The 19373-nt window shown below is 58.5% G+C and carries 16 protein-coding genes; 8 read left to right on the top strand and 8 right to left on the bottom strand.

Translation table 11 applies throughout. The annotated features are described in order from the left end of the window. Nucleotides 1–133: 133 nt before the first annotated feature. The 3 genes from AC1MDC_RS20095 to gcl all read right to left on the bottom strand — a co-directional run bounded on the left by AC1MDC_RS20095 (nucleotide 134) and on the right by gcl (nucleotide 3767). Complete coding sequence (locus AC1MDC_RS20095; RefSeq protein WP_234204718.1) at nucleotides 134–1027, bottom strand: 2-hydroxy-3-oxopropionate reductase; 894 nt, start codon at nucleotides 1025–1027, stop codon at nucleotides 134–136. A gap of 43 nt (nucleotides 1028–1070) precedes the next feature. Continuing rightward, nucleotides 1071–1853 carry a hydroxypyruvate isomerase gene (hyi, locus tag AC1MDC_RS20100; protein WP_085699396.1) on the bottom strand — a complete coding sequence of 261 codons (783 nt, stop codon included), beginning with the start codon at nucleotides 1851–1853 and terminating at the stop codon, nucleotides 1071–1073. Between the two features lie 138 nt (nucleotides 1854–1991). Then, nucleotides 1992–3767, bottom strand: coding sequence for a glyoxylate carboligase (gene gcl, locus AC1MDC_RS20105; protein WP_085699394.1), 1776 nt, complete (start codon nucleotides 3765–3767; stop codon nucleotides 1992–1994). 268 nt (nucleotides 3768–4035) lie between these two features. On the opposite strand from gcl, the gene AC1MDC_RS20110 reads away from it, so the two are divergent. Both AC1MDC_RS20110 and AC1MDC_RS20115 read left to right on the top strand, forming a co-directional pair. Then, entirely contained in the window at nucleotides 4036–4476 is a 441-nt protein-coding gene (locus tag AC1MDC_RS20110) for a GlcG/HbpS family heme-binding protein (RefSeq protein WP_007959289.1), read from the top strand. Nucleotides 4477–4686: 210 nt separating this feature from the next. Then, nucleotides 4687–5151, top strand: a complete 465-nt coding sequence (locus tag AC1MDC_RS20115) for an REP-associated tyrosine transposase (RefSeq protein WP_085703360.1) — start codon at nucleotides 4687–4689, stop codon at nucleotides 5149–5151. Between the two features lie 107 nt (nucleotides 5152–5258). Here AC1MDC_RS20115 and AC1MDC_RS20120 read toward each other — a convergent pair whose 3' ends face one another. After that, complete coding sequence (locus AC1MDC_RS20120; RefSeq protein ID WP_085699390.1) at nucleotides 5259–5864, bottom strand: TetR/AcrR family transcriptional regulator; 606 nt, start codon at nucleotides 5862–5864, stop codon at nucleotides 5259–5261. A gap of 134 nt (nucleotides 5865–5998) precedes the next feature. Here AC1MDC_RS20120 and AC1MDC_RS20125 point away from each other — a divergent pair, with 134 nt between their 5' ends. Continuing rightward, complete coding sequence (locus AC1MDC_RS20125) at nucleotides 5999–6913, top strand: DUF808 domain-containing protein (protein WP_085703361.1); 915 nt, start codon at nucleotides 5999–6001, stop codon at nucleotides 6911–6913. Nucleotides 6914–6978: 65 nt separating this feature from the next. Here the strand turns inward: AC1MDC_RS20125 and AC1MDC_RS20130 are convergent, their stop codons facing one another. After that, the gene (locus AC1MDC_RS20130) at nucleotides 6979–7767 is read right to left on the bottom strand and encodes an MlaA family lipoprotein (RefSeq protein WP_085699386.1); all 789 of its coding nucleotides are present in this window, start codon (nucleotides 7765–7767) and stop codon (nucleotides 6979–6981) included. Beyond that, nucleotides 7760–9058 carry a serine protein kinase PrkA gene (locus tag AC1MDC_RS20135; protein WP_007959293.1) on the bottom strand — a complete coding sequence of 433 codons (1299 nt, stop codon included), beginning with the start codon at nucleotides 9056–9058 and terminating at the stop codon, nucleotides 7760–7762. The genes AC1MDC_RS20130 and AC1MDC_RS20135 overlap by 8 nt, the downstream gene beginning before the upstream one ends. A 223-nt stretch (nucleotides 9059–9281) precedes the next feature. Here AC1MDC_RS20135 and AC1MDC_RS20140 point away from each other — a divergent pair, with 223 nt between their 5' ends. Further along, the gene (locus tag AC1MDC_RS20140; RefSeq protein WP_480393547.1) at nucleotides 9282–9650 is read left to right on the top strand and encodes a hypothetical protein; all 369 of its coding nucleotides are present in this window, start codon (nucleotides 9282–9284) and stop codon (nucleotides 9648–9650) included. A 101-nt stretch (nucleotides 9651–9751) separates the two neighbouring features. After that, nucleotides 9752–12463: an RHS repeat-associated core domain-containing protein gene (locus tag AC1MDC_RS20145; protein WP_480393548.1), complete on the top strand. Its 2712-nt coding sequence runs from the start codon at nucleotides 9752–9754 to the stop codon at nucleotides 12461–12463. A gap of 100 nt (nucleotides 12464–12563) precedes the next feature. Here the strand turns inward: AC1MDC_RS20145 and AC1MDC_RS20150 are convergent, their stop codons facing one another. Next, nucleotides 12564–14159, bottom strand: a complete 1596-nt coding sequence (locus tag AC1MDC_RS20150) for a glycoside hydrolase family 17 protein (protein ID WP_227234879.1) — start codon at nucleotides 14157–14159, stop codon at nucleotides 12564–12566. Nucleotides 14160–14446: 287 nt separating this feature from the next. On the opposite strand from AC1MDC_RS20150, the gene AC1MDC_RS20155 reads away from it, so the two are divergent. The 3 genes from AC1MDC_RS20155 to AC1MDC_RS20165 all read left to right on the top strand — a co-directional run bounded on the left by AC1MDC_RS20155 (nucleotide 14447) and on the right by AC1MDC_RS20165 (nucleotide 17495). After that, nucleotides 14447–15298, top strand: a complete 852-nt coding sequence (locus AC1MDC_RS20155; RefSeq protein WP_234204724.1) for a glycine betaine ABC transporter substrate-binding protein — start codon at nucleotides 14447–14449, stop codon at nucleotides 15296–15298. Nucleotides 15299–15528: 230 nt separating this feature from the next. Continuing rightward, complete coding sequence (locus AC1MDC_RS20160; protein ID WP_011333111.1) at nucleotides 15529–15840, top strand: DUF485 domain-containing protein; 312 nt, start codon at nucleotides 15529–15531, stop codon at nucleotides 15838–15840. Beyond that, complete coding sequence (locus tag AC1MDC_RS20165) at nucleotides 15837–17495, top strand: cation acetate symporter (RefSeq protein WP_480393549.1); 1659 nt, start codon at nucleotides 15837–15839, stop codon at nucleotides 17493–17495. Before AC1MDC_RS20160 ends, AC1MDC_RS20165 begins: the two co-directional genes overlap by 4 nt. Nucleotides 17496–17765: 270 nt before the next feature. Here the strand turns inward: AC1MDC_RS20165 and gltA are convergent, their stop codons facing one another. Next, on the bottom strand, nucleotides 17766–19055 hold the full coding sequence (gene gltA, locus AC1MDC_RS20170) for a citrate synthase (protein ID WP_007959044.1): 1290 nt from the start codon (nucleotides 19053–19055) through the stop codon (nucleotides 17766–17768). Nucleotides 19056–19373: the final 318 nt, after the last annotated feature.

Below are 19373 nucleotides of genomic sequence, written 5' to 3' on the forward strand. Positions count from 1 at the left end.
GATAGAGCGCTACAGGATCTGCGGGAGCGAGCTTGCTCGCGAAGGCGGTGGATCAGTCAATATCCATGTCGACTGACAGACCCTATTCGCGAGCAAGCTCGCTCCCACAGGTTTCAAACGTTGCAGCAGAGACTTACTTCTTGTCGCGAATCGAGAAGTTGGCCATGTGTTCCAGGCCCTTGATCAGCGCCGAGTGGTCCCAGTTGCTGCCACCGATGGCCGCGCAGGTGCTGAACACTTGCTGGGCGTTGGCGGTGTTTGGCAGATTGATGCTCAGCTCCTTGGCGCCTTGCAGGGCCAGGTTCAGGTCCTTCTGGTGCAGGCTGATGCGGAAGCCCGGATCGAAGGTGCCCTTGATCATGCGCTCGCCGTGCACTTCGAGGATCTTCGAAGAGGCGAAACCGCCCATCAGCGCTTCACGCACCTTGGCCGGATCGGCACCGTTTTTCGACGCGAACAGCAGGGCTTCGGCGACGGCCTGAATGTTCAACGCAACGATGATCTGGTTCGCCACTTTCGCGGTCTGACCGTCGCCATTGCCACCGACCAGAGTGATGTTCTTGCCCATGGCCTGGAACAGCGGCAGTGCGCGTTCGAAGGCATCGGCGTCGCCACCGACCATGATGCTCAGGGTCGCAGCCTTGGCGCCGACTTCACCACCGGACACCGGGGCGTCGAGGTATTGCGCGCCTTTCTCGTTGATCTTCGCGGCGAAAGCCTTGGTGGCGGTCGGCGAGATCGAGCTCATGTCGATCACGACCTTGCCTTTGCCGATGCCGGCCGCTACGCCGTCGGCGCGGAACAGCACGTCTTCGACCTGCGGGGTATCCGGCACCATGACGATGATGAATTCGGCTTCCTGGGCCACTTCTTTCGGGTTGGCCAGAGCGACCGCGCCAGCGGCGACCAGGTCGTCAGGGGCCGCGTCGTGGTGCGCCGACAGGAACAGGCTGTGACCGGCTTTCTGCAGGTTCGCCGCCATTGGGTGGCCCATGATGCCGGTGCCGATGAATCCGATTTTAGCCATGAGAAAATCCTCTTGTTTTTGTCTTGCTCAAGCAAATAGGGGGTCAGATCGCGTTGTGGGTCTTCAGCCAGCCGAGGCCTGCTTCAGTGGTGGTCAGCGGTTTGTACTCGCAGCCGACCCAGCCCTGATAACCGATGCGATCGAGGTGTTCGAACAGGAAGCGGTAGTTGATCTCGCCAGTGCCCGGCTCGTTGCGGCCCGGGTTGTCGGCCAACTGCACATGGTTGATCTCGGCCAGATGCGATTGCAGGGTGCGGGCCAGATCGCCTTCCATGATTTGCATGTGATAGATGTCGTATTGCAGGAACAGATTGGCGCTGCCGACCTGCTCGCGAATCGACAGGGCCTGCGCCGTGTTGTTCAGGTAGAAACCCGGGATGTCGCGGGTGTTGATCGCTTCCATCACCAGTTTGATGCCGACGGCTTGCAGCTTTTCGGCGGCGTACTTGAGGTTGGCGACGAAGGTCTTTTCAACGGTGGCATCGTCCACGCCCTGCGGACGGATACCTGCCAGGCAGTTGACCTGGGTATTGCCCAGGACCTGTGCGTAGGCGATGGCCAGATCGACCCCGGCGCGGAACTCTTCGACCCGGTCCGGCAGGCACGCGATACCGCGCTCGCCCTTGGCCCAGTCACCCGCCGGCAGGTTGAACAGCACTTGGGTCAGACCGTTGGCGTCGAGTTTGGCCTTGATCTCGGCAGAGCTGAAATCGTACGGGAACAGGTACTCGACACCGCTGAAGCCGGCCTTGGCGGCGGCGTCGAAACGGGCAAGGAAATCCTGTTCGGTGAACAGCATGGACAGGTTGGCTGCGAAACGCGGCATGGTGGTCTCCCGTTCTAGATTCTCGTTCCCACGCTCTGCGTGGGAATGCCTCTATGGACGCTCTGCGTCCGCTTTGGGACGCGGAGCATCCCTGGCTGCGTTCCCACGCAAAGCGTGGGAACGATCAAGCAAAAGCAATCAATCGAGCAGCGAAATCGCGGTAGGTGCATCGTTGCCGACCAGCGCCAGGTCTTCGAATTCGTTGACGGCGTTGATCTCGGTGCCCATGGAGATGTTGGTCACACGCTCCAGAATGATCTCGACGATCACCGGCACCTTGAACTCTTCGATCAGCTCTTCGGCCTTGCGCAGGGCAGGGGCGATGTCAGCCGGTTCGAACACACGCAGTGCCTTGCAGCCCAGGCCTTCGGCGACTGCGACGTGGTCGACACCGTAACCGTTGAGTTCCGGCGCGTTCAGATTATCGAAGGACAGCTGCACGCAGTAGTCCATTTCGAACCCGCGCTGGGCCTGACGGATCAGCCCCAGGTACGAGTTGTTCACCACGACGTGAATGTACGGCAGATTGAACTGAGCGCCGACCGCCAGTTCTTCGATCATGAACTGGAAGTCATAGTCCCCCGACAGGGCCACGACTTTCCGGTTCGGATCGGCCTTCACCACACCCAGCGCTGCCGGAATGGTCCAGCCCAACGGGCCGGCCTGGCCGCAGTTGATCCAGTGACGCGGCTTGTAGACGTGCAGGAACTGCGCGCCGGCAATCTGCGACAGACCGATGGTGCTGACGTAGCAGGTGTCTTTGCCGAACACCTGGTTCATTTCTTCGTAAACGCGCTGCGGTTTGACCGGCACGTTGTCGAAGTGGGTCTTGCGTTGCAGGCTGGACTTGCGCTGCTGGCAGTCCTGCAGCCATGCGCTGCGGTTTTTCAACTTGCCGGCGGCTTGCCATTCACGGGCGACTTCGATGAACACGGTCAGCGCGGCAGCGGCGTCGGACACGATGCCCAGGTCCGGGGTGAACACGCGGCCGATCTGGGTCGGTTCGATGTCGACGTGAATGAACTTGCGGCCTTCGGTGTAAACGTCGACCGAACCGGTGTGACGGTTGGCCCAGCGGTTGCCGACGCCCAGTACCACATCGGATTTGAGCAGGGTGGCGTTGCCGTAGCGGTGCGAAGTCTGCAGACCGACCATGCCGACCATCAGCGGGTGATCGTCCGGGATGGTGCCCCAGCCCATCAGGGTCGGGATGACTGGAATACCTGTCAGCTCGGCGAACTCGACCAGCAGCTCACTGGCGTCAGCGTTGATGATGCCGCCACCGGCGACCAGCAACGGACGTTCGGCCTGATCCAGCATCGCCAGGGCTTTTTCGACTTGCACGCGGGTCGCGCTCGGCTTGGCCAGCGGCAGTGGCTGGTAGGCGTCGATGTCGAATTCGATTTCAGCCATCTGCACGTCGAACGGCAGGTCAATCAGCACCGGGCCCGGACGGCCGGAACGCATTTCATAGAAGGCTTTCTGGAAGGCGTAAGGCACTTGGCCCGGCTCCAGAACAGTGGTCGCCCACTTGGTCACCGGCTTGACGATGCTGGTGATGTCGACGGCCTGGAAGTCTTCCTTGTGCATACGGGCGCGGGGTGCCTGGCCGGTAATGCAGAGGATCGGGATCGAGTCTGCGGAGGCGCTGTACAGACCGGTGACCATGTCGGTACCGGCCGGGCCGGAAGTGCCGATGCACACGCCGATGTTGCCGGCCTTGGTGCGGGTGTAGCCCTCGGCCATGTGCGAGGCGCCTTCAACGTGGCGAGCGAGGACGTGATCGATGCCACCGACTTTCTTCAGGGCGGAATACAGCGGGTTGATCGCAGCACCCGGAATGCCAAAAGCGGTATCGACCCCTTCACGGCGCATCACCAGAACGGCGGCTTCGATTGCTCTCATTTTGCTCATGGTTTTGTGCCTCTTTACGTTTTGTAATTGTATACAAGTGGCTTTGCGCAGAGTGTATTCACGGCGGACGGCGCAGGTCAATCCATTTTCTCAAGCACCTGTTTCATTCGTCGGAAGCCGATTCTGCTGTGGCTTTTCGTCGCATGAGGCGCTTTTCGGCGATTATTGTATACAAAAAAATAATTCATTGTGTTCTATTTGTTGCATCGGGCTGCGGCACAAGAGCGCAGCCCAACGACTTTCCCAATAACAAAATGAGGACGGCACCATGAGCGCTTTAACCTTGAAAGTCGCAGTCAAGCTGGTCAACGAAGCCATCAGTGCAGGGCGGGCCATCTCCGCCGCGCCGCTGACCATCGCGGTACTGGATACCGGCGGCCATCTGGTCACCCTGCAACGCGAAGACGGCGCCAGCCTGCTGCGCCCGAACATCGCCATCGGCAAAGCCTGGGGCGCCATCGCCCTGGGCAAGGGCTCACGCCTGCTGGCGCTGGACGCGCAACAACGCCCGGCGTTCATCGCCGCGCTCAACAGCATGGGACAGGGCAGTGTCGTGCCGGCACCGGGCGGTGTGCTGATTCGTGATCAGGCGGGCAACGTGCTGGGTGCGATCGGCATCAGCGGCGATCTGTCGGACATCGATGAGCAGGTCGCGATCAAGGCCGTAGAGGCCCTGGACCTGCGGGCGGATGCGGGGGTGGCTGCGTGATTTGCGGCGTTTGAACTGACGCCATCGCTGACTGGCTCGCTCCCCATTGATTCGAAGTGTCGGACACAAAATGTCTAACACTGCGAGCCCACTGTGGGAGCGAGCTTGCTCGCGAAGGCGATTCAACAGACACATCCTGCCAAAGTCATCCGCAGTCTAATTCTGTTCGCGGATCTAACCTTTCAAATCTTCTATTGAAATGGCAACGGAATGCCAAAATCATCAGCCTCACATCGACTGCGCTTGGGGCGTTATGACGAACCCAATCGCATTTATCTGCTGACTGCCAATACGTTGAGACGTGCTCCTTTTTTCAGGGACTACATGTTGGGTAGATTGGTCGCAGATCAGTTTCAAAGTGCTCAGGAGCAAGGCTTGGTTGATTCATTGGCCTGGGTGGTCATGCCTGATCACTTGCACTGGTTGATCAATCTGAAGCAGGGATCGCTCCGTGAGCTGATGCAGAAAACCAAATCCTTGAGTGCGCGGGCTGTGAATCTAAGCGCCGGGAGAAGCGGAAGTATTTGGCAGCCGGGGTTTCATGATCATGCGCTGCGTCGGGACGAGGATTTGGTGAAAATGGCCCGGTATGTTGTGGCCAACCCATTGCGGGCCGGTTTGGTGAAAAAGCTGGCTCAGTACCCGTTGTGGGATGCGGTCTGGGCCTGTCGGTAAGACTGAGTCGCCCCGTTCGCGAGCAAGCTCGCTCCCACAGAAGATTTGTGAACGCCACAGATCCAGTGTGGGAGCGAGCTTGCTCGCGAACGGGGCACCGCAGTCTTTCAGTCCGGCTCGCAGCCTTTGAGCACCAACCGGATGATGGTTTGCGCCGCGGCCTCATAGTCCGCTTCATCCAGCTTTTCCTTGCCGGTCACGGCGGAGATCTGCCAGTCGAAGTCGGCGTAGGTCTGGGTCGCGGCCCAGATGCTGAACATCAGGTGGTTGGGGTCGATCGGGGCGATCTGGCCGCGCTCGATCCAGGTCTGGATGCAGTCGATGTTGTGCTTGGCCTGGCCGTTGAGCTGCTCGACCAGGTCGGCGCTCAGGTGCGGGGCGCCGTGCATGATTTCGCTGGCGAACACCTTGGAGGCGAAAGGCAGGTCGCGGGAGATGCGGATCTTCGAGCGAATGTAGCCGCTCAGTACTTCGCTCGGTACGCCGTCCGGGTTGAACGGGGTCGAGGCCTGCAGGATCGGCACGATGATACTTTCCAGTACCTCGCGGTAGAGGTTTTCCTTGGACTTGAAGTAGTAATAGACGTTGGGCTTGGGCAGTCCTGCCTTGGCGGCGATGTCGCTGGTTTTGGTCGCAGCGAAGCCCTTGTCGGCAAACTCTTCACTGGCTGCACGCAGGATCAGTTCTTTGTTGCGCTCGCGGATTGTGCTCATAAACCCGGTGGTTCCTTGCCTGTTCTGGCGGTTGCGCATGGTAGCACCGGCCTCGCGCGGCGCTCAACAATGCCCCGTGTGGCCTGCAGTCGCGGTATGCTGCGCGGCATTATTCACATAAGGAAACAAGATTCATGGCAGGAAGCAGTTTGCTGGTGCTGATCGACGACATCGCCACCGTTCTGGACGACGTTGCGTTGATGACCAAAATGGCTGCCAAGAAAACCGCCGGCGTGCTCGGCGACGACTTGGCGCTCAATGCCCAGCAGGTCTCCGGCGTACGCGCGGAGCGGGAAATCCCGGTGGTCTGGGCGGTGGCCAAGGGCTCATTCGTCAACAAGCTGATCCTGGTGCCGTCGGCGCTGGCGATCAGCGCGTTCGTGCCGTGGCTGGTGACGCCGCTGTTGATGGTCGGTGGCGCCTACCTGTGTTTCGAAGGTTTCGAGAAACTCGCGCACAAGTTTCTGCACAGCAAGGCTGAAGACGAGGCCGAGCACGCCCAGTTGGTTGAAGCCGTGGCTGATCCGGCAACCGATCTGGTGGCCTACGAGAAAGACAAGATCAAGGGCGCGATCCGCACCGACTTCATCCTCTCGGCGGAAATCATCGCCATCACCCTCGGTACCGTGGCCGATGCTTCGCTGACCCAGCAAGTGATCGTGATGTCGGGCATCGCCATCGTCATGACCGTGGGTGTTTACGGTCTGGTGGCCGGTATCGTCAAGCTCGATGACCTCGGCCTGTGGCTGACGCAGAAGCCCGGCGCTGCGGCGAAGCGTATCGGTAACGCTATCCTGCGTGCCGCGCCTTACATGATGAAAGGCCTGTCGGTTATCGGCACCGCAGCGATGTTCCTGGTCGGTGGCGGCATTCTGACCCACGGCGTACCGGTGGTGCATCACTGGATCGAAAGCGTCGGCGCAGCGGCCGGTGGCGCCGGGTTTGTGGTGCCGATGCTGTTGAACGGCGTGGCGGGGATCATCGCGGGTGCGGTGGTGCTGGCGGGCGTGTCCGTGATCGGCAAAGTCTGGAAAGCCCTGAAGGGTTGAATCCCAAGGCAAACAAAAAGGCCATTCGACTCGCATCGAATGGCCTTTTTTTGTAGCTGGCGTTTTTACTCGGCGATCTGCAACTTGCGCGACTCGGTATAGACGTAGCGCACCTTCTCGTACTCGAACGGTGAGTTCAGCTGACCGTAGCGGAAGCTGGTCTGGTAACGCTTGTCGACCGCGCGCAATGCCCAGACTTCCGGATGGTTGGAGCTGACTTCCGAAACATTGAGAAAGTTGATCGCGGACTCGGCTGAGAAATCCACCGCAAGGCCGGCGGTATCGCGCAGGTTCGACGGGCCGAGAATCGGCAGCACGAAATAGGCGCCGCCCGGTACGCCGTAGAAGCCCAGGGTCTGACCGAAGTCTTCGTTCTGGCGCGGCAGGCCCATGGCGGTGGCCGGGTCCCAGAGCCCGGCGATGCCGATGGTGGTGTTGAGCAGCAGGCGCGCGGTGGTTTCCATCGAGCGTTTGCCCTTGAACTGCAACAGGCTGTTGACCAGATTCGGCACGTCGCCAAGGTTGTTGAAGAAGTTGCTCACGCCGGTGCGCACGAAGCTCGGGGTGATGTAGCGATAGCCATCGACCACCGGCAGGAACACCCATTGGTCGAAGCGGTAGTTGAAGTGGTAGACGCGCCGGTTCCACTCTTCCAGCGGGTCGTAGACGTTCAGCGCGCTGAGGGTCGAGCGCTCGAACTCGCGCTGATCCAGCCCCGGGTTGAATTTGAGTTTGGACAGCGGCTCCTTGAAGCCGTCGCTGTCGATGACCACCGGTGCATTGGCTTTGCTGTTGTCGGCCTGGGCCATACCTGCACTGAGGAGCGCTGCAATCAGCAGGAGATATTTAGCCACGGAAGAACTCCAGCATGGCGTCGCTGTTGACGCGATAGTTAAGGTTGCCGCAATGGCCGCCCAGTGGGTAAACGGTCAGGCGATCACCGAAGGTCCGACGCAGGAAACCGAGATCGCCCGGACCGAGGATCACGTCGTCGGCGTTGTGCATGACGGCGATTTTCGGGCTGTCGTGCAGGTAATCCTTCAATGCGTACAGGCTCACCTGATCGATCAGTTGCAGCAGGCTGCCGCCGTCGGTGCGGGCGCGCCACATCGGGATCACCTGTTCGGTGAGGTAGCAGTCGAAGTCACATTGCAGCGCACGCTTGAGGAACGGCGTGAGGCTGGTGCCTTCGGTGATCGGGAATTTCGGCGGGGTGATCAGGCCACGGCGGTTGATCAGGTCCGAAGTGAACGCGATGTCCGCCGCCGAGAAGCGGAACGAGGTGCCGATCAGCATCGCCATCTGCTCGTTGCTCAGATGCTGCTTGGACTGCTGGAAGTCGTAGAGCAACGCATCGTTGAGGTCGATGTAGCCTTTTTGCTGGAAGTAACGGGTCAGTTTGCTCAGCACCAGTTCATAGAAGGTGGTGCTGTTGTTGATGCCCTTGACCTCGGTCTGCACCAGCTTGTCGAGGTTGGTGATCGAGGTATAGAGGTTGACCGGTGGATTGAGCAGCAGGACTTTCTTGAAGTTGAAGCTGCGACGGGTTTCATCCAGATGGGCAACGAACGCTGCGTCCAGTGCGCCGAGGCTGTAGCCGCTGAGGTAATAGTCGGTGACCGGCAGTTTCGGGTTTTGCGCCCGCACGGCCTGCATCACCCGATACATGTCTTCGGCGTCTTCCTTGGTCACGCCGGGGGTGGCGAAACGCGAGGCGGCGCTCATGAAGTCGAAGCTGGTCGGCGACGACAGCTGCACGACGTGGTAGCCGGCCTTGTAATAAAGCTTCTTCAGGTATTCGTTGAGCGTGCTGTCGTAGCGCGCGCCAGTGCCGGCGATCAGAAAGATCAGCGGCGCGGCCTTGTCCTGGGTGGCGATGCGGTAAGTCAGTTTTTTCACCGGCCAGAAATTGTCCGGCAGGATGAATTCGCGCTCGGGGCGCAGGGTGACGCTGCGATCGGTCTGATCGATGTCGTCGTCCAGTGGCAGTTCAGGGCGCAAGTCCGGCGGCGTGGTGGCGATGGTCGCCTCGAACGGATTGGTCAGGGGATAGCCATAGCTGGCGGCGTCGATATCCACCGCCAGCGCGGACGCACTCAGAATAAGGCCGCCAAACAGGGCGGCGAAGCGCAAGGAACGGAGCATGACTGGATCCCTTAGAGGAAGGTGCCGAATGAAGTTCGCAGGCTATGACCACCGGGTTTGCGCCAAAGTGCCATGCCACGGCATCTATCTGACGGAATTCGGAGTAATAGTAGCCGGACGATACACTTTGCAAGGAATGAATGACCAGTTAAGAGTTGTTAGTCCTTGCGTATGCGCGGCGGCGGATTAAGCTGGCCGCCGATTTCATCGATTGGAGTGTTCCATGTCCCGCCGCTTGCCTGTGATTCTGCTGCTCGTTCTGTTGCCGTTGTGGCTGGCCGCCAGTTATGGCGCGCGTTATGGCTTCATGGAGGACGCGCAGTGGGTGGGCATCTGCGTGGATGAGGCGAGCCGTTGGGAATGCTCGGTGCGCTCGAACCTGGGCCTGATCATTCATTTCCAGATGCTGGGCTGGGCGGCGGTCGCGGCCGCGGTGATCGGTTTTGTCGTGCCGGGACGGGCAGGGCGGTGGCTGGCGGTGCTGGCGCTGATGTTCGGGTTGCCGGCGCTGGCGCTGTACAACACGACGCTGGCGGTGTTTGCGGTGGTGATTGCCGGGTTGCGGTTGGTAAGAAAGTCGATGATGCGCTAAGCAGGTTTGCATGACCTGTTATTTCTGACAGTTGACGATGTCTGCGGCACCGAACATATTCAAGCCGTCGTAGAGGGTTGATCCTGTCGGGAGATTCCGCGATGCATTCACATACGCCTGTGATGACCGTGACGGATCCACGAGGTTTGGTGGTGCGTGATGTCGCCTATTACAGGGCTGCTGTCGGGAATCTCATTGAACGACGGGTCACCCATCAGGCCTACGATGCTTCCAGGCGTGCAACCAAGCGCTATGACCCTCGTCTGTTCCTGCTTCTCGATATGGAGCCCGATATCCCCGCAAGCCTGCGAACGGTATTCAACCTCGCGGGGGAAGAACTGCTGACCGATAACGTCGACATCGGCTGTCGCGTGCAATTGTCAGGGCCTGCTGGCCAGAACGTCGATAGCTGGGACAGCAGGTCAACGCATTTTCATACGGTTTACGATGAGCTTATTCGTCCTGTAAAGGAAACCGTGCGTGTGCCCGGCCAGGCTGAACGGACCTGTACGTATTTTTCGTATGGTGGCAGCGGAGTGCCGTTTGCCGAGCGCAATCAATGCGGGCAACTCATTCGGCAAGATGATAATGCCGGAACAAAATTTCATCGCTCGTATTCACTCAAAGGCGAGTTACTCGAAAGTACTCAACACTTTCTAGAGATCGTGGTACCACCGGATTGGCCTTCTTCAGAGATTGATCGCGATCTGCTCCATGAGTCAGGCACTGGTGCAACGACCTGCTCTTGTTACAGCGCGACGTCTCAACTGCTTAGCGAAATCGATGCCAAGAGCAATACCCGCATCTTCAATTATCAAGTGGATGGGCAGGCTCTCGGAATAAAAGTGAAAGTAGGAAAGGACGGGGCGCCAACTGATGTGGTCACCGAGATTCGGTACAACGCTTTCAATAAAGTCGAGCAGCAAACTCTGGCCAATGGGCTGGTCTGCTCTGCCTCTTATTCTCCGGTCGATGGAAGACTGTATGAGCTGAGATCACGGATCCCAGGCCATTCGCCTCTGCAGCACCTTGTTTACCGATACGACCCGGTGGGTAACGTAGTCGCTATCGAAAACCGCGCGTTGCGCGTTCGCTACTTCGGTAATCAGAAGATTGATCCTGTCAGGACGTTCCGTTACGACACAAATTACCAACTCATCGGTGCTACTGGATGGCAGGTGATTGGAGGGAGTGCAGGCCCGAGCCTGCCTGCGTTTCAGTCCCCGGCGGATCCGGGGCAGTTGGAAAACTATACGGAGTCGTTCGATTACGATTGCAGCGGAAATCTGATCAAGCAAGTTATCAGCGCAGCGATTGGAAGTCGCACTCAGCAGATGGCTGTCTCGAAGTACAGTAATCGTGCACTGGTGCAAAAAGAAAATGGAGATTTACCAACGGAAGCTGAAATTGCACAGGGGCACGATTTGGCTGGCAACAAGCTTATTCTGCTACCGGGGCAGCAACTGGAATGGGATGAGCGCAATCGATTGTGCAGAGTAGGGACGGTAGTGCGCCCTGATTTGCCAAACGATGATGAGGCATACGTTTACGATCATGGCGGGCAGAGACTGCGGAAAATTCGCACGACTCTGCGCGGTCGTTTGGCAATTCCCCAGGAGGTTCGTTATCTGGGAGCGCTGGAAGTGCGAACCAGCAGTTCAAGCCTGCTGCAAGTCATCAACGTGCAGGCAGAACTGTGCGATGTCCGTGTGCTCAACCGAAAAGATCCGCGGTCAGGTAAAGCCACTGTCACTATCCGGTTTGCAGTGACTGATCAGATTGGCTCTTGCTGCCTGGAACTTGATGAGACCGGCGCGCTTATCAGTGAAGAAGTTTTTTCTGCCTTTGGCCGCACAGTCTGGTGGGCGGGCAGCGACCAGATTAAAGCCAGTGACAAGACTCGGCGTTTTTCGGGCAAGGAACGGGACTTAACAGGACTGTATTACTACGGAGTGAGATATTACGTGCCTTGGTGGCACCAATGGCTCAGCCCGGATCCTGGCGGTGTGGTGGATGGTTTGAATTTGTACCGTATGGTTGGTAATAACCCGGTTACTTTTTTTGATGACGCAGGGTTTGCCGGTACTGATATCAATGTAAGTAGCCAGGGCAATTATGAGAGTCTGGTTGCCAGCTTTTCAGCGGGCGATATTCTGTTCGGGCTGCGAGAACCTCGTGATGCTGCGCTGAAAGCCCTGGAAAAGGTCGGGTTCAAGGAATTTTCAAGAGTGCCTTTGTGGAGAGGCGGGTTGACGAGGGTGCTTTGGGAGAAAAAACGCAATGTCCTGAAGCAGAATGACCTGACCGATGCTGCGTTTGGCCCGACGGTTACGGCGGGTATTTACAGAACGAACGAGCAGATCAAGTCAGAGCTGGTCGATGTGGATCGTGGTATTGGTTACAAAGAGTTTGCAATGACCAATCGGTATTTTCAAAAGGATGAAAAAGGCACCGGCAACTTCTTTGAAATAAACGTTCCGATGTGGCGTCGCTCAAGTAAAGCAGGTTTGGAGTACCAGATTTTCGGGCGAAATAAAAAAGTCCTCTTTGCGATCGATAACTTGATGGAGACGCTGGATGACATTGTTGCAAAAACGGCAGGAGCAGGAACCAGTGTGACGGCCTCTGAAATAAGATATGTGTATCGGCGAAAAGACACGCCTGAAGTCAAAAACAATGTGAAATTTTTTGTGGCTGACAGAGAAGTGCCGCAGGCAGAGTTCTTTGCATTGCCGGCCTGGAAGAATTATCAACCCAAGAAAACGTTCAAAAGCGTTGCTGTACCGCGTCGAGCAGCGCAAAACATGCATTAGTCGCGGGCTTTCAGGTTAGCGGGATAAGTTGGTACATGAGGGGGGGAGCGCAAATCCTGTTCTCCAGGCTGGAGACAGGATTTGCGTGCAGTCCTGAATATCAGTTCTTGCGAACCCGCAAGCAGCGCCAAAGCGCAGCCACCATCAACACGCTGACCAGCGCCCAGCCCCACGCCTGCTGATTCTGCAAACCTTCGCGGAACAGTTGCGGCGCAATGCCGGCGCCGATGATGAAGGTCAGCAGGGCGATCTCCCGACGGGCCACATTTACCGGGCGGCACAGGTAAACCAGCGCCGGCAGGATGAATGCCACACTCGGAAAGCTTCGGTAGCGCGGATCGAACACCAGCTCCAGCATCATCACCGCAGCGGCGAAACCGGTTGCCGCGACCAGCCAGCCGGCCCGTCGCTCGAAAGCGTTGAACGCCCGTTCACGCCAGCCGCTGCGGGCGCTCAAGGTCAGCGCGGCATGGGCCAGCACCAACAGATTCAGAGCCGTCAGTAACCCGACCCACAGCCATTCGCTGGCAAACCGCGTGGTCACTCGCGCCAGATCACCCCAGGCGCCAATCGAACAGGCGGCGAGGGCGCCGAGCAGCGGCAGGATCAGCGCCGAGCGCGTCGTGCGAACCCGGCCACCCAGCAGCAATGTTCCGAGGAAAATCAGCCCGCCGACCGCCAGCCACTGCGACCAGTACGGCACGTTCGACACCGGCCCGGCCAGCACGCCTTTGTCCTGGCGATCAGCATCGAACAGTCCCCAATAACCGCCGACCGCACCCTCGCTGCCGCGCTTCCACGGCTGGTCGAACGCTTCTATCAGGTTGTACCGCCAGCCTTCCTGTTCGGCGAGGGTGACAAAACCACGTATGAACCTGGCTTCGTTGACCCGGCTCGGCAGTGCGGTCTCACGCTGGCGGCCTTCACTCGGCCAGCCGGTTTCGCCGATCATCACGTCCTTGGGCGCGAACTTGTTGCCGAATACTTGGCGCACTTGCGCTACATGATGCAGCGCGACGTCAATGTTCGACGGATCGTCTTCCCAGTACGGCAGCAAGTGAATGGTCAGAAAATCCACCGCCGGCGCGACTTCCGGGTGTTTGAGCCAGAACTCCCAGACATCCGCGTAGGTGACTGGTTGCTTGATGTGGCTCTTGACCTTGTTGATCAGCTTCGCCAGTTGCGCGCCGGTCACTTCCTTGCGCAGCAGGGCTTCGTTGCCGACGATCACGGCGCTGACCACGTCCGGGTTGGCATTGGCCGAGGCAATCAGCAGGTCGACTTCCTTCTCGGTGTCCACCGGGTTGCTGTTGACCCACGCGCCGATCATCAACTTCAGGCCATGCTTGCGCGCCAGATCCGGCAGCGCTTCGAGGCCGGTCATCGAGTAGGTGCGAATACATTCGAAGCGGGTGGCGAGCAGGGCGAGGTCGGCGTCCATGCGCTCCGGGCGCAGTTTGAACGGGACGTCGAACGGCGACTGGTCCTTGTCGAACGGGGTGTAGGAGGCGCATTGCAGCTTGTGGGTCGGGGTGGTGACGTCCGGCAGGATCACCGGTTTGCCGAGTCCGTACCAGAAACCGCACAGGGCAAACAGCCCGAGCAGGCAGGCGAACAGATAAGGAAGAAAGGGGAAGCGGGAGGTCGCGGACATGGTCAGGCCGAGTGGCTGCAAAGCGACGCATGTTACCTGCATTTATGAGCAGGTTGGTGGCCCGCACGATTTTGACATGCAAAGTTCGGGCGGATTGTCTGGCGCCAAATATCCGAATGCAGTTAATGGCTTTCTGATGTCGTTTCTCGTTGCCTTGAGGTCGCTGACAGAGCAGGTCTTATCGGGCGTCGGGTTGATGATCGGAGCCATCAGTACTCCGCTGATGTTCTAACGAGTTTGCGGTCGGGCGTGATGGGGGCGCTGTGCACCATAACAATACGTTGACGATGCCCGGCATCCGTCGGGCGCAGCATTTCGGGGAAGTAACGATGAAGATGCGACGACTTTTAGGCGCAGGTGCCGCTCTGGTGCTTGCGATGGGCTCCACTTTCGCCAGCGCTGAAAAACAGACCCTGAACATCGGTTACGTTGACGGTTGGTCCGACAGCGTCGCGACCACCCACGTGGCGGCCGAAGTAATCAAGCAGAAGCTCGGCTACGACGTGAAACTGCAAGCCGTCGCCACCGGCATCATGTGGCAGGGCGTCGCCACCGGCAAACTCGACGCCATGCTCTCGGCCTGGCTGCCAGTGACCCACGGCGAATACTGGACCAAGAACAAGGATCAGGTCGTCGATTACGGCCCGAACTTCAAGGATGCGAAAATCGGTCTGATCGTGCCGGAGTACGTCAAGGCCAAGACCATCGAAGATCTGAAAACCGACGATTCCTTCAAGAAACGCATCGTCGGCATCGACGCCGGTTCAGGCGTGATGCTCAAGACTGATCAGGCGATCAAGGATTACGACCTGACCGGCTATCAACTCAAGGCCAGTTCCGGCGCCGGCATGATTGCCGAGCTGACCCGCGCCGAGAAGAAAAACGAATCCATCGCCGTCACCGGCTGGGTGCCGCACTGGATGTTCGCCAAGTGGAAACTGCGCTTCCTCGACGACCCGAAAGGTGTGTATGGCGCGGCTGAAACCGTGAACAGCATCGGCAGCAAGGAGCTGGCGACCAAGGCGCCGGAAGTGGCCAAGTTCCTGAAAAACTTCCAATGGGCTTCGAAAGACGAAATCGGCGAAGTCATGCTGGCGATTCAGGACGGTGCAAAACCTGACGTAGCGGCTAAGGATTGGGTTGCCAAGCACCCTGAGCGTGTTGCCGACTGGACCAAGTGATTTAAGCCGAAGCGTCTAATCTGCGCTTCCCAGGGCCGCCCGACATGACTGTCGGGCGGCCTTTTTTGTTTGCCCACTATTAATAAGCAGGGATGGGCGTTTTCGGCGGGTCTGGAAATTGGCAAAAACGTCATGGCGTTCTACTACTAAGGTCGTCTGGAACCCGGCTCGCAGCCGCATACAGTGGATATGTTCCAAAAATAAAAATCTGTGCTGCGAGGATAAAAACAATGAACGACAGCATTTACCTCTCGATTCAGAACAGCCCGCGCTTCAAGGAGCTGGTCAAGAAAAGAGAAAGGTTCGCCTGGATACTCTCGGCGATCATGCTCGGGCTCTACTCCGGCTTCATCCTTCTGATCGCGTACGGGCCGCAAGTGCTCGGCACGAAAATCAGTCCCGAATCGTCCATCACCTGGGGCATCCCGATCGGTGTCGGACTGATTGTCTCGGCCTTCATCCTGACAGGTATTTACGTGCGCCGCGCCAATGGCGAGTTCGACGACCTGAACAACGCGATTCTCAAGGAGGCTCAGCAATGATCCGGCGTCTACTGGCTCTTTTGAGCATCGCAGCGTTCGCTCCGGCCGTCTGGGCCGCTGACGCCCTGACCGGCGAAGTCCACAAGCAACCGCTCAACGTTTCCGCGATCGTCATGTTCGTGGCGTTCGTTGGTGCGACCCTGTGCATCACTTACTGGGCGTCCAAACGCAACAACTCGGCAGCCGACTACTATGCGGCGGGCGGCAAGATCACCGGTTTCCAGAACGGTCTGGCAATTGCCGGTGACTACATGTCGGCGGCGTCCTTCCTGGGTATTTCCGCGCTGGTGTTCACCTCCGGCTACGACGGCCTGATCTACTCGATCGGCTTCCTCGTGGGCTGGCCGATCATTCTGTTCCTGATCGCCGAGCGTCTGCGCAACCTGGGTAAATACACCTTTGCCGACGTGGCGTCCTACCGTCTCGGGCAAACCCAGATCCGCACCCTGTCTGCCTGCGGTTCGCTGGTGGTGGTGGCGTTCTACCTGATCGCGCAAATGGTCGGTGCCGGCAAGCTGATCCAGCTGCTGTTCGGTCTCGACTACCACGTTGCGGTGATTCTGGTCGGTATCCTGATGTGCCTGTACGTGCTGTTCGGCGGCATGCTGGCAACCACCTGGGTGCAGATCATCAAGGCTGTGCTGTTGCTGTCCGGTGCCTCGTTCATGGCGCTGATGGTGATGAAGCATGTCAACTTCGACTTCAACACCCTGTTCTCCGAAGCCATCAAGGTTCACGCCAAGGGCGAAGCGATCATGAGCCCGGGCGGTCTGGTAAAAGACCCTATCTCGGCATTCTCCCTGGGTCTGGCACTGATGTTCGGTACCGCCGGCCTGCCGCACATCCTGATGCGCTTCTTCACCGTAAGCGACGCGAAAGAAGCTCGTAAAAGCGTGCTGTACGCGACCGGTTTCATTGGCTACTTCTACATCCTGACCTTCATCATCGGCTTCGGTGCGATCCTTCTGGTCAGCACCAACCCGGCCTTTAAAGATGCGGCGGGCGCTCTGCTCGGCGGCAACAACATGGCGGCAGTGCACCTGGCGAACGCCGTGGGCGGCAGCGTGTTCCTCGGCTTCATCTCGGCGGTGGCGTTCGCGACCATCCTGGCGGTAGTGGCCGGCCTGACTTTGGCCGGTGCTTCGGCGGTGTCTCACGACCTGTACGCCAGCGTGATCAAGAAAGGCAAGGCCAACGAGAAGGATGAGATCCGCGTTTCGAAGATCACCACCATCGCACTGGGCGTTCTGGCCATCGGCCTGGGCATCCTGTTCGAAAGCCAGAACATCGCGTTCATGGTCGGTCTGGCGTTCTCCATCGCGGCAAGCTGCAACTTCCCGGTGCTGCTGCTTTCGATGTACTGGAAGAAGCTGACCACTCGTGGCGCCATGATTGGTGGCTGGCTGGGGCTGGTGAGCGCGGTGGGGCTGATGATTCTTGGCCCGACCATCTGGGTGCAGATCCTGCATCACGAGAAGGCGATTTTCCCTTACGAGTATCCGGCGCTGTTTTCGATGATCATTGCGTTCATCGGGATCTGGTTGTTCTCGATCACCGACAAGTCGGCTGAGGCCGAGAACGAGCGGGCGCTGTTCTTCCCGCAGTTTGTGCGTTCGCAGACCGGGTTGGGGGCGAGTGGGGCGGTATCGCACTGAGGATCTTGTGTAGGTTGAGTTGAATGAAAATGCCCTGGTCGAGAGATTGGGGCATTTTTTTGTGGGCGGTTATCGGACTTTCTTTGGGGTGGGATATCCGTTGCTGCGGTAATGGGCACCAGCGGTGGCACCCGAAGAAACGGCTATGTACCCAATCAACAATAAACCAGTCGGTCCAAAGGCCGCTGAAATGCCCCAAACAAAAAACGGCCCCCATTCTCATGGAGGCCGTTCCCGGTACAGCGCTAAGACGCTATCGCTAGACAGCTCTTATTTGCGGTCTTCCAGCTTGGTGATGTCCCGCGACTCGTAGCCAGTGTAAAGCTGGCGCGGACGGCCGATCTTGTACGGGCTGGAGAGCATTTCCTTCCAGTGCGAGATCCAGCCGACAGTACGTGCCAGGGCGAAAATCACAGTGAACATGCTGGTCGGAATGCCGATCGCCTTGAGGATGATCCCCGAGTAGAAGTCGACGTTCGGATACAGCGAGCGCTCGATGAAGTACGGGTCGGTCAGGGCGATCTCTTCCAGGCGCATGGCCAGTTCGAGTTGCGGATCGTTCTGGATGCCCAGTTCCTTCAGCACTTCGTCGCAGGTCTGCTTCATTACAGTCGCGCGAGGGTCGCGGTTCTTGTAGACGCGGTGACCGAAGCCCATCAGCTTGAACGGATCGTTCTTGTCCTTGGCCTTGGCGATGAACTTGTCGATGTTCGAAACATCGCCGATTTCATCGAGCATGGTCAGCACGGCTTCGTTCGCACCGCCGTGGGCAGGGCCCCACAGTGCGGCGATACCGGCGGCGATACAGGCGAACGGGTTGGCACCCGAGGAGCCCGCCAGACGCACGGTGGAGGTCGATGCGTTCTGCTCGTGGTCGGCGTGGAGGATAAAGATCCGGTCCATGGCCTTGGCGAGTACCGGGCTGATCGGTTTGATCTCGCACGGGGTGTTGAACATCATGTGCAGGAAGTTTTCCGCGTACGACAGGTCGTTGCGCGGGTACATCATGGGTTGACCCATGGAGTACTTGTAAACCATCGCGGCCAGGGTCGGCATCTTGGCAACCAGGCGGATCGCGGAGATTTCGCGATGCTGCGGGTTATTGATGTCGAGGGAGTCGTGGTAGAAGGCCGAGAGGGCGCCGACTACACCACACATGACGGCCATCGGGTGGGCGTCACGGCGGAAGCCGTTGAAGAAGGTTTTCAGCTGCTCGTGAACCATGGTGTGGTTCTTTACGGTGCCGACGAACTGGGCCTTTTGCTCTGCAGTTGGCAGTTCGCCGTTCAGCAGCAGGTAGCAGGTTTCCAGGTAGTCCGACTTTTCAGCCAGCTGTTCGATCGGGTAGCCGCGGTGCAGCAGGATGCCGTTGTCGCCGTCGATATAGGTGATCTTCGATTCGCAGGAAGCGGTCGACATGAAACCGGGGTCGAAAGTGAAGCGGCCCGTGGCCGTCAGGCCCCGAACATCGATAACATCGGGACCAACGGTGCCGGTTAAAATGGGCAGCTCGACGGGGGCTGCGCCCTCGATGATCAACTGCGCTTTTTTGTCAGCCATGTGGCCTCCTATTTATGCTTGAAATCATCAGACAGACCCCCCACGCAGGGCCCGCACCACTATAGTGAGATAAATTCGAATGTCAATTTGCCTAAAGTCTTGCTCCAGAAGGCTTTAACCGTACTTTTTCCTCGAAATTGCCTGCCATTTACGCCTTTTATACGACTTGTGCAATCCGCTATTGGGGGTAGGCGATTGCGTTGTCATTAGTAGCCTAACTGTCTATACTCGGCGACCGACCGCCAAGGGCTTTTGGGCTCGCTTTCATTGGGGGTCGCATCCCTGGGTGGTGGTTACCTGACCAGTGCACTCCCCAAC

This window comes from Pseudomonas sp. 1, assembly GCF_056626735.1.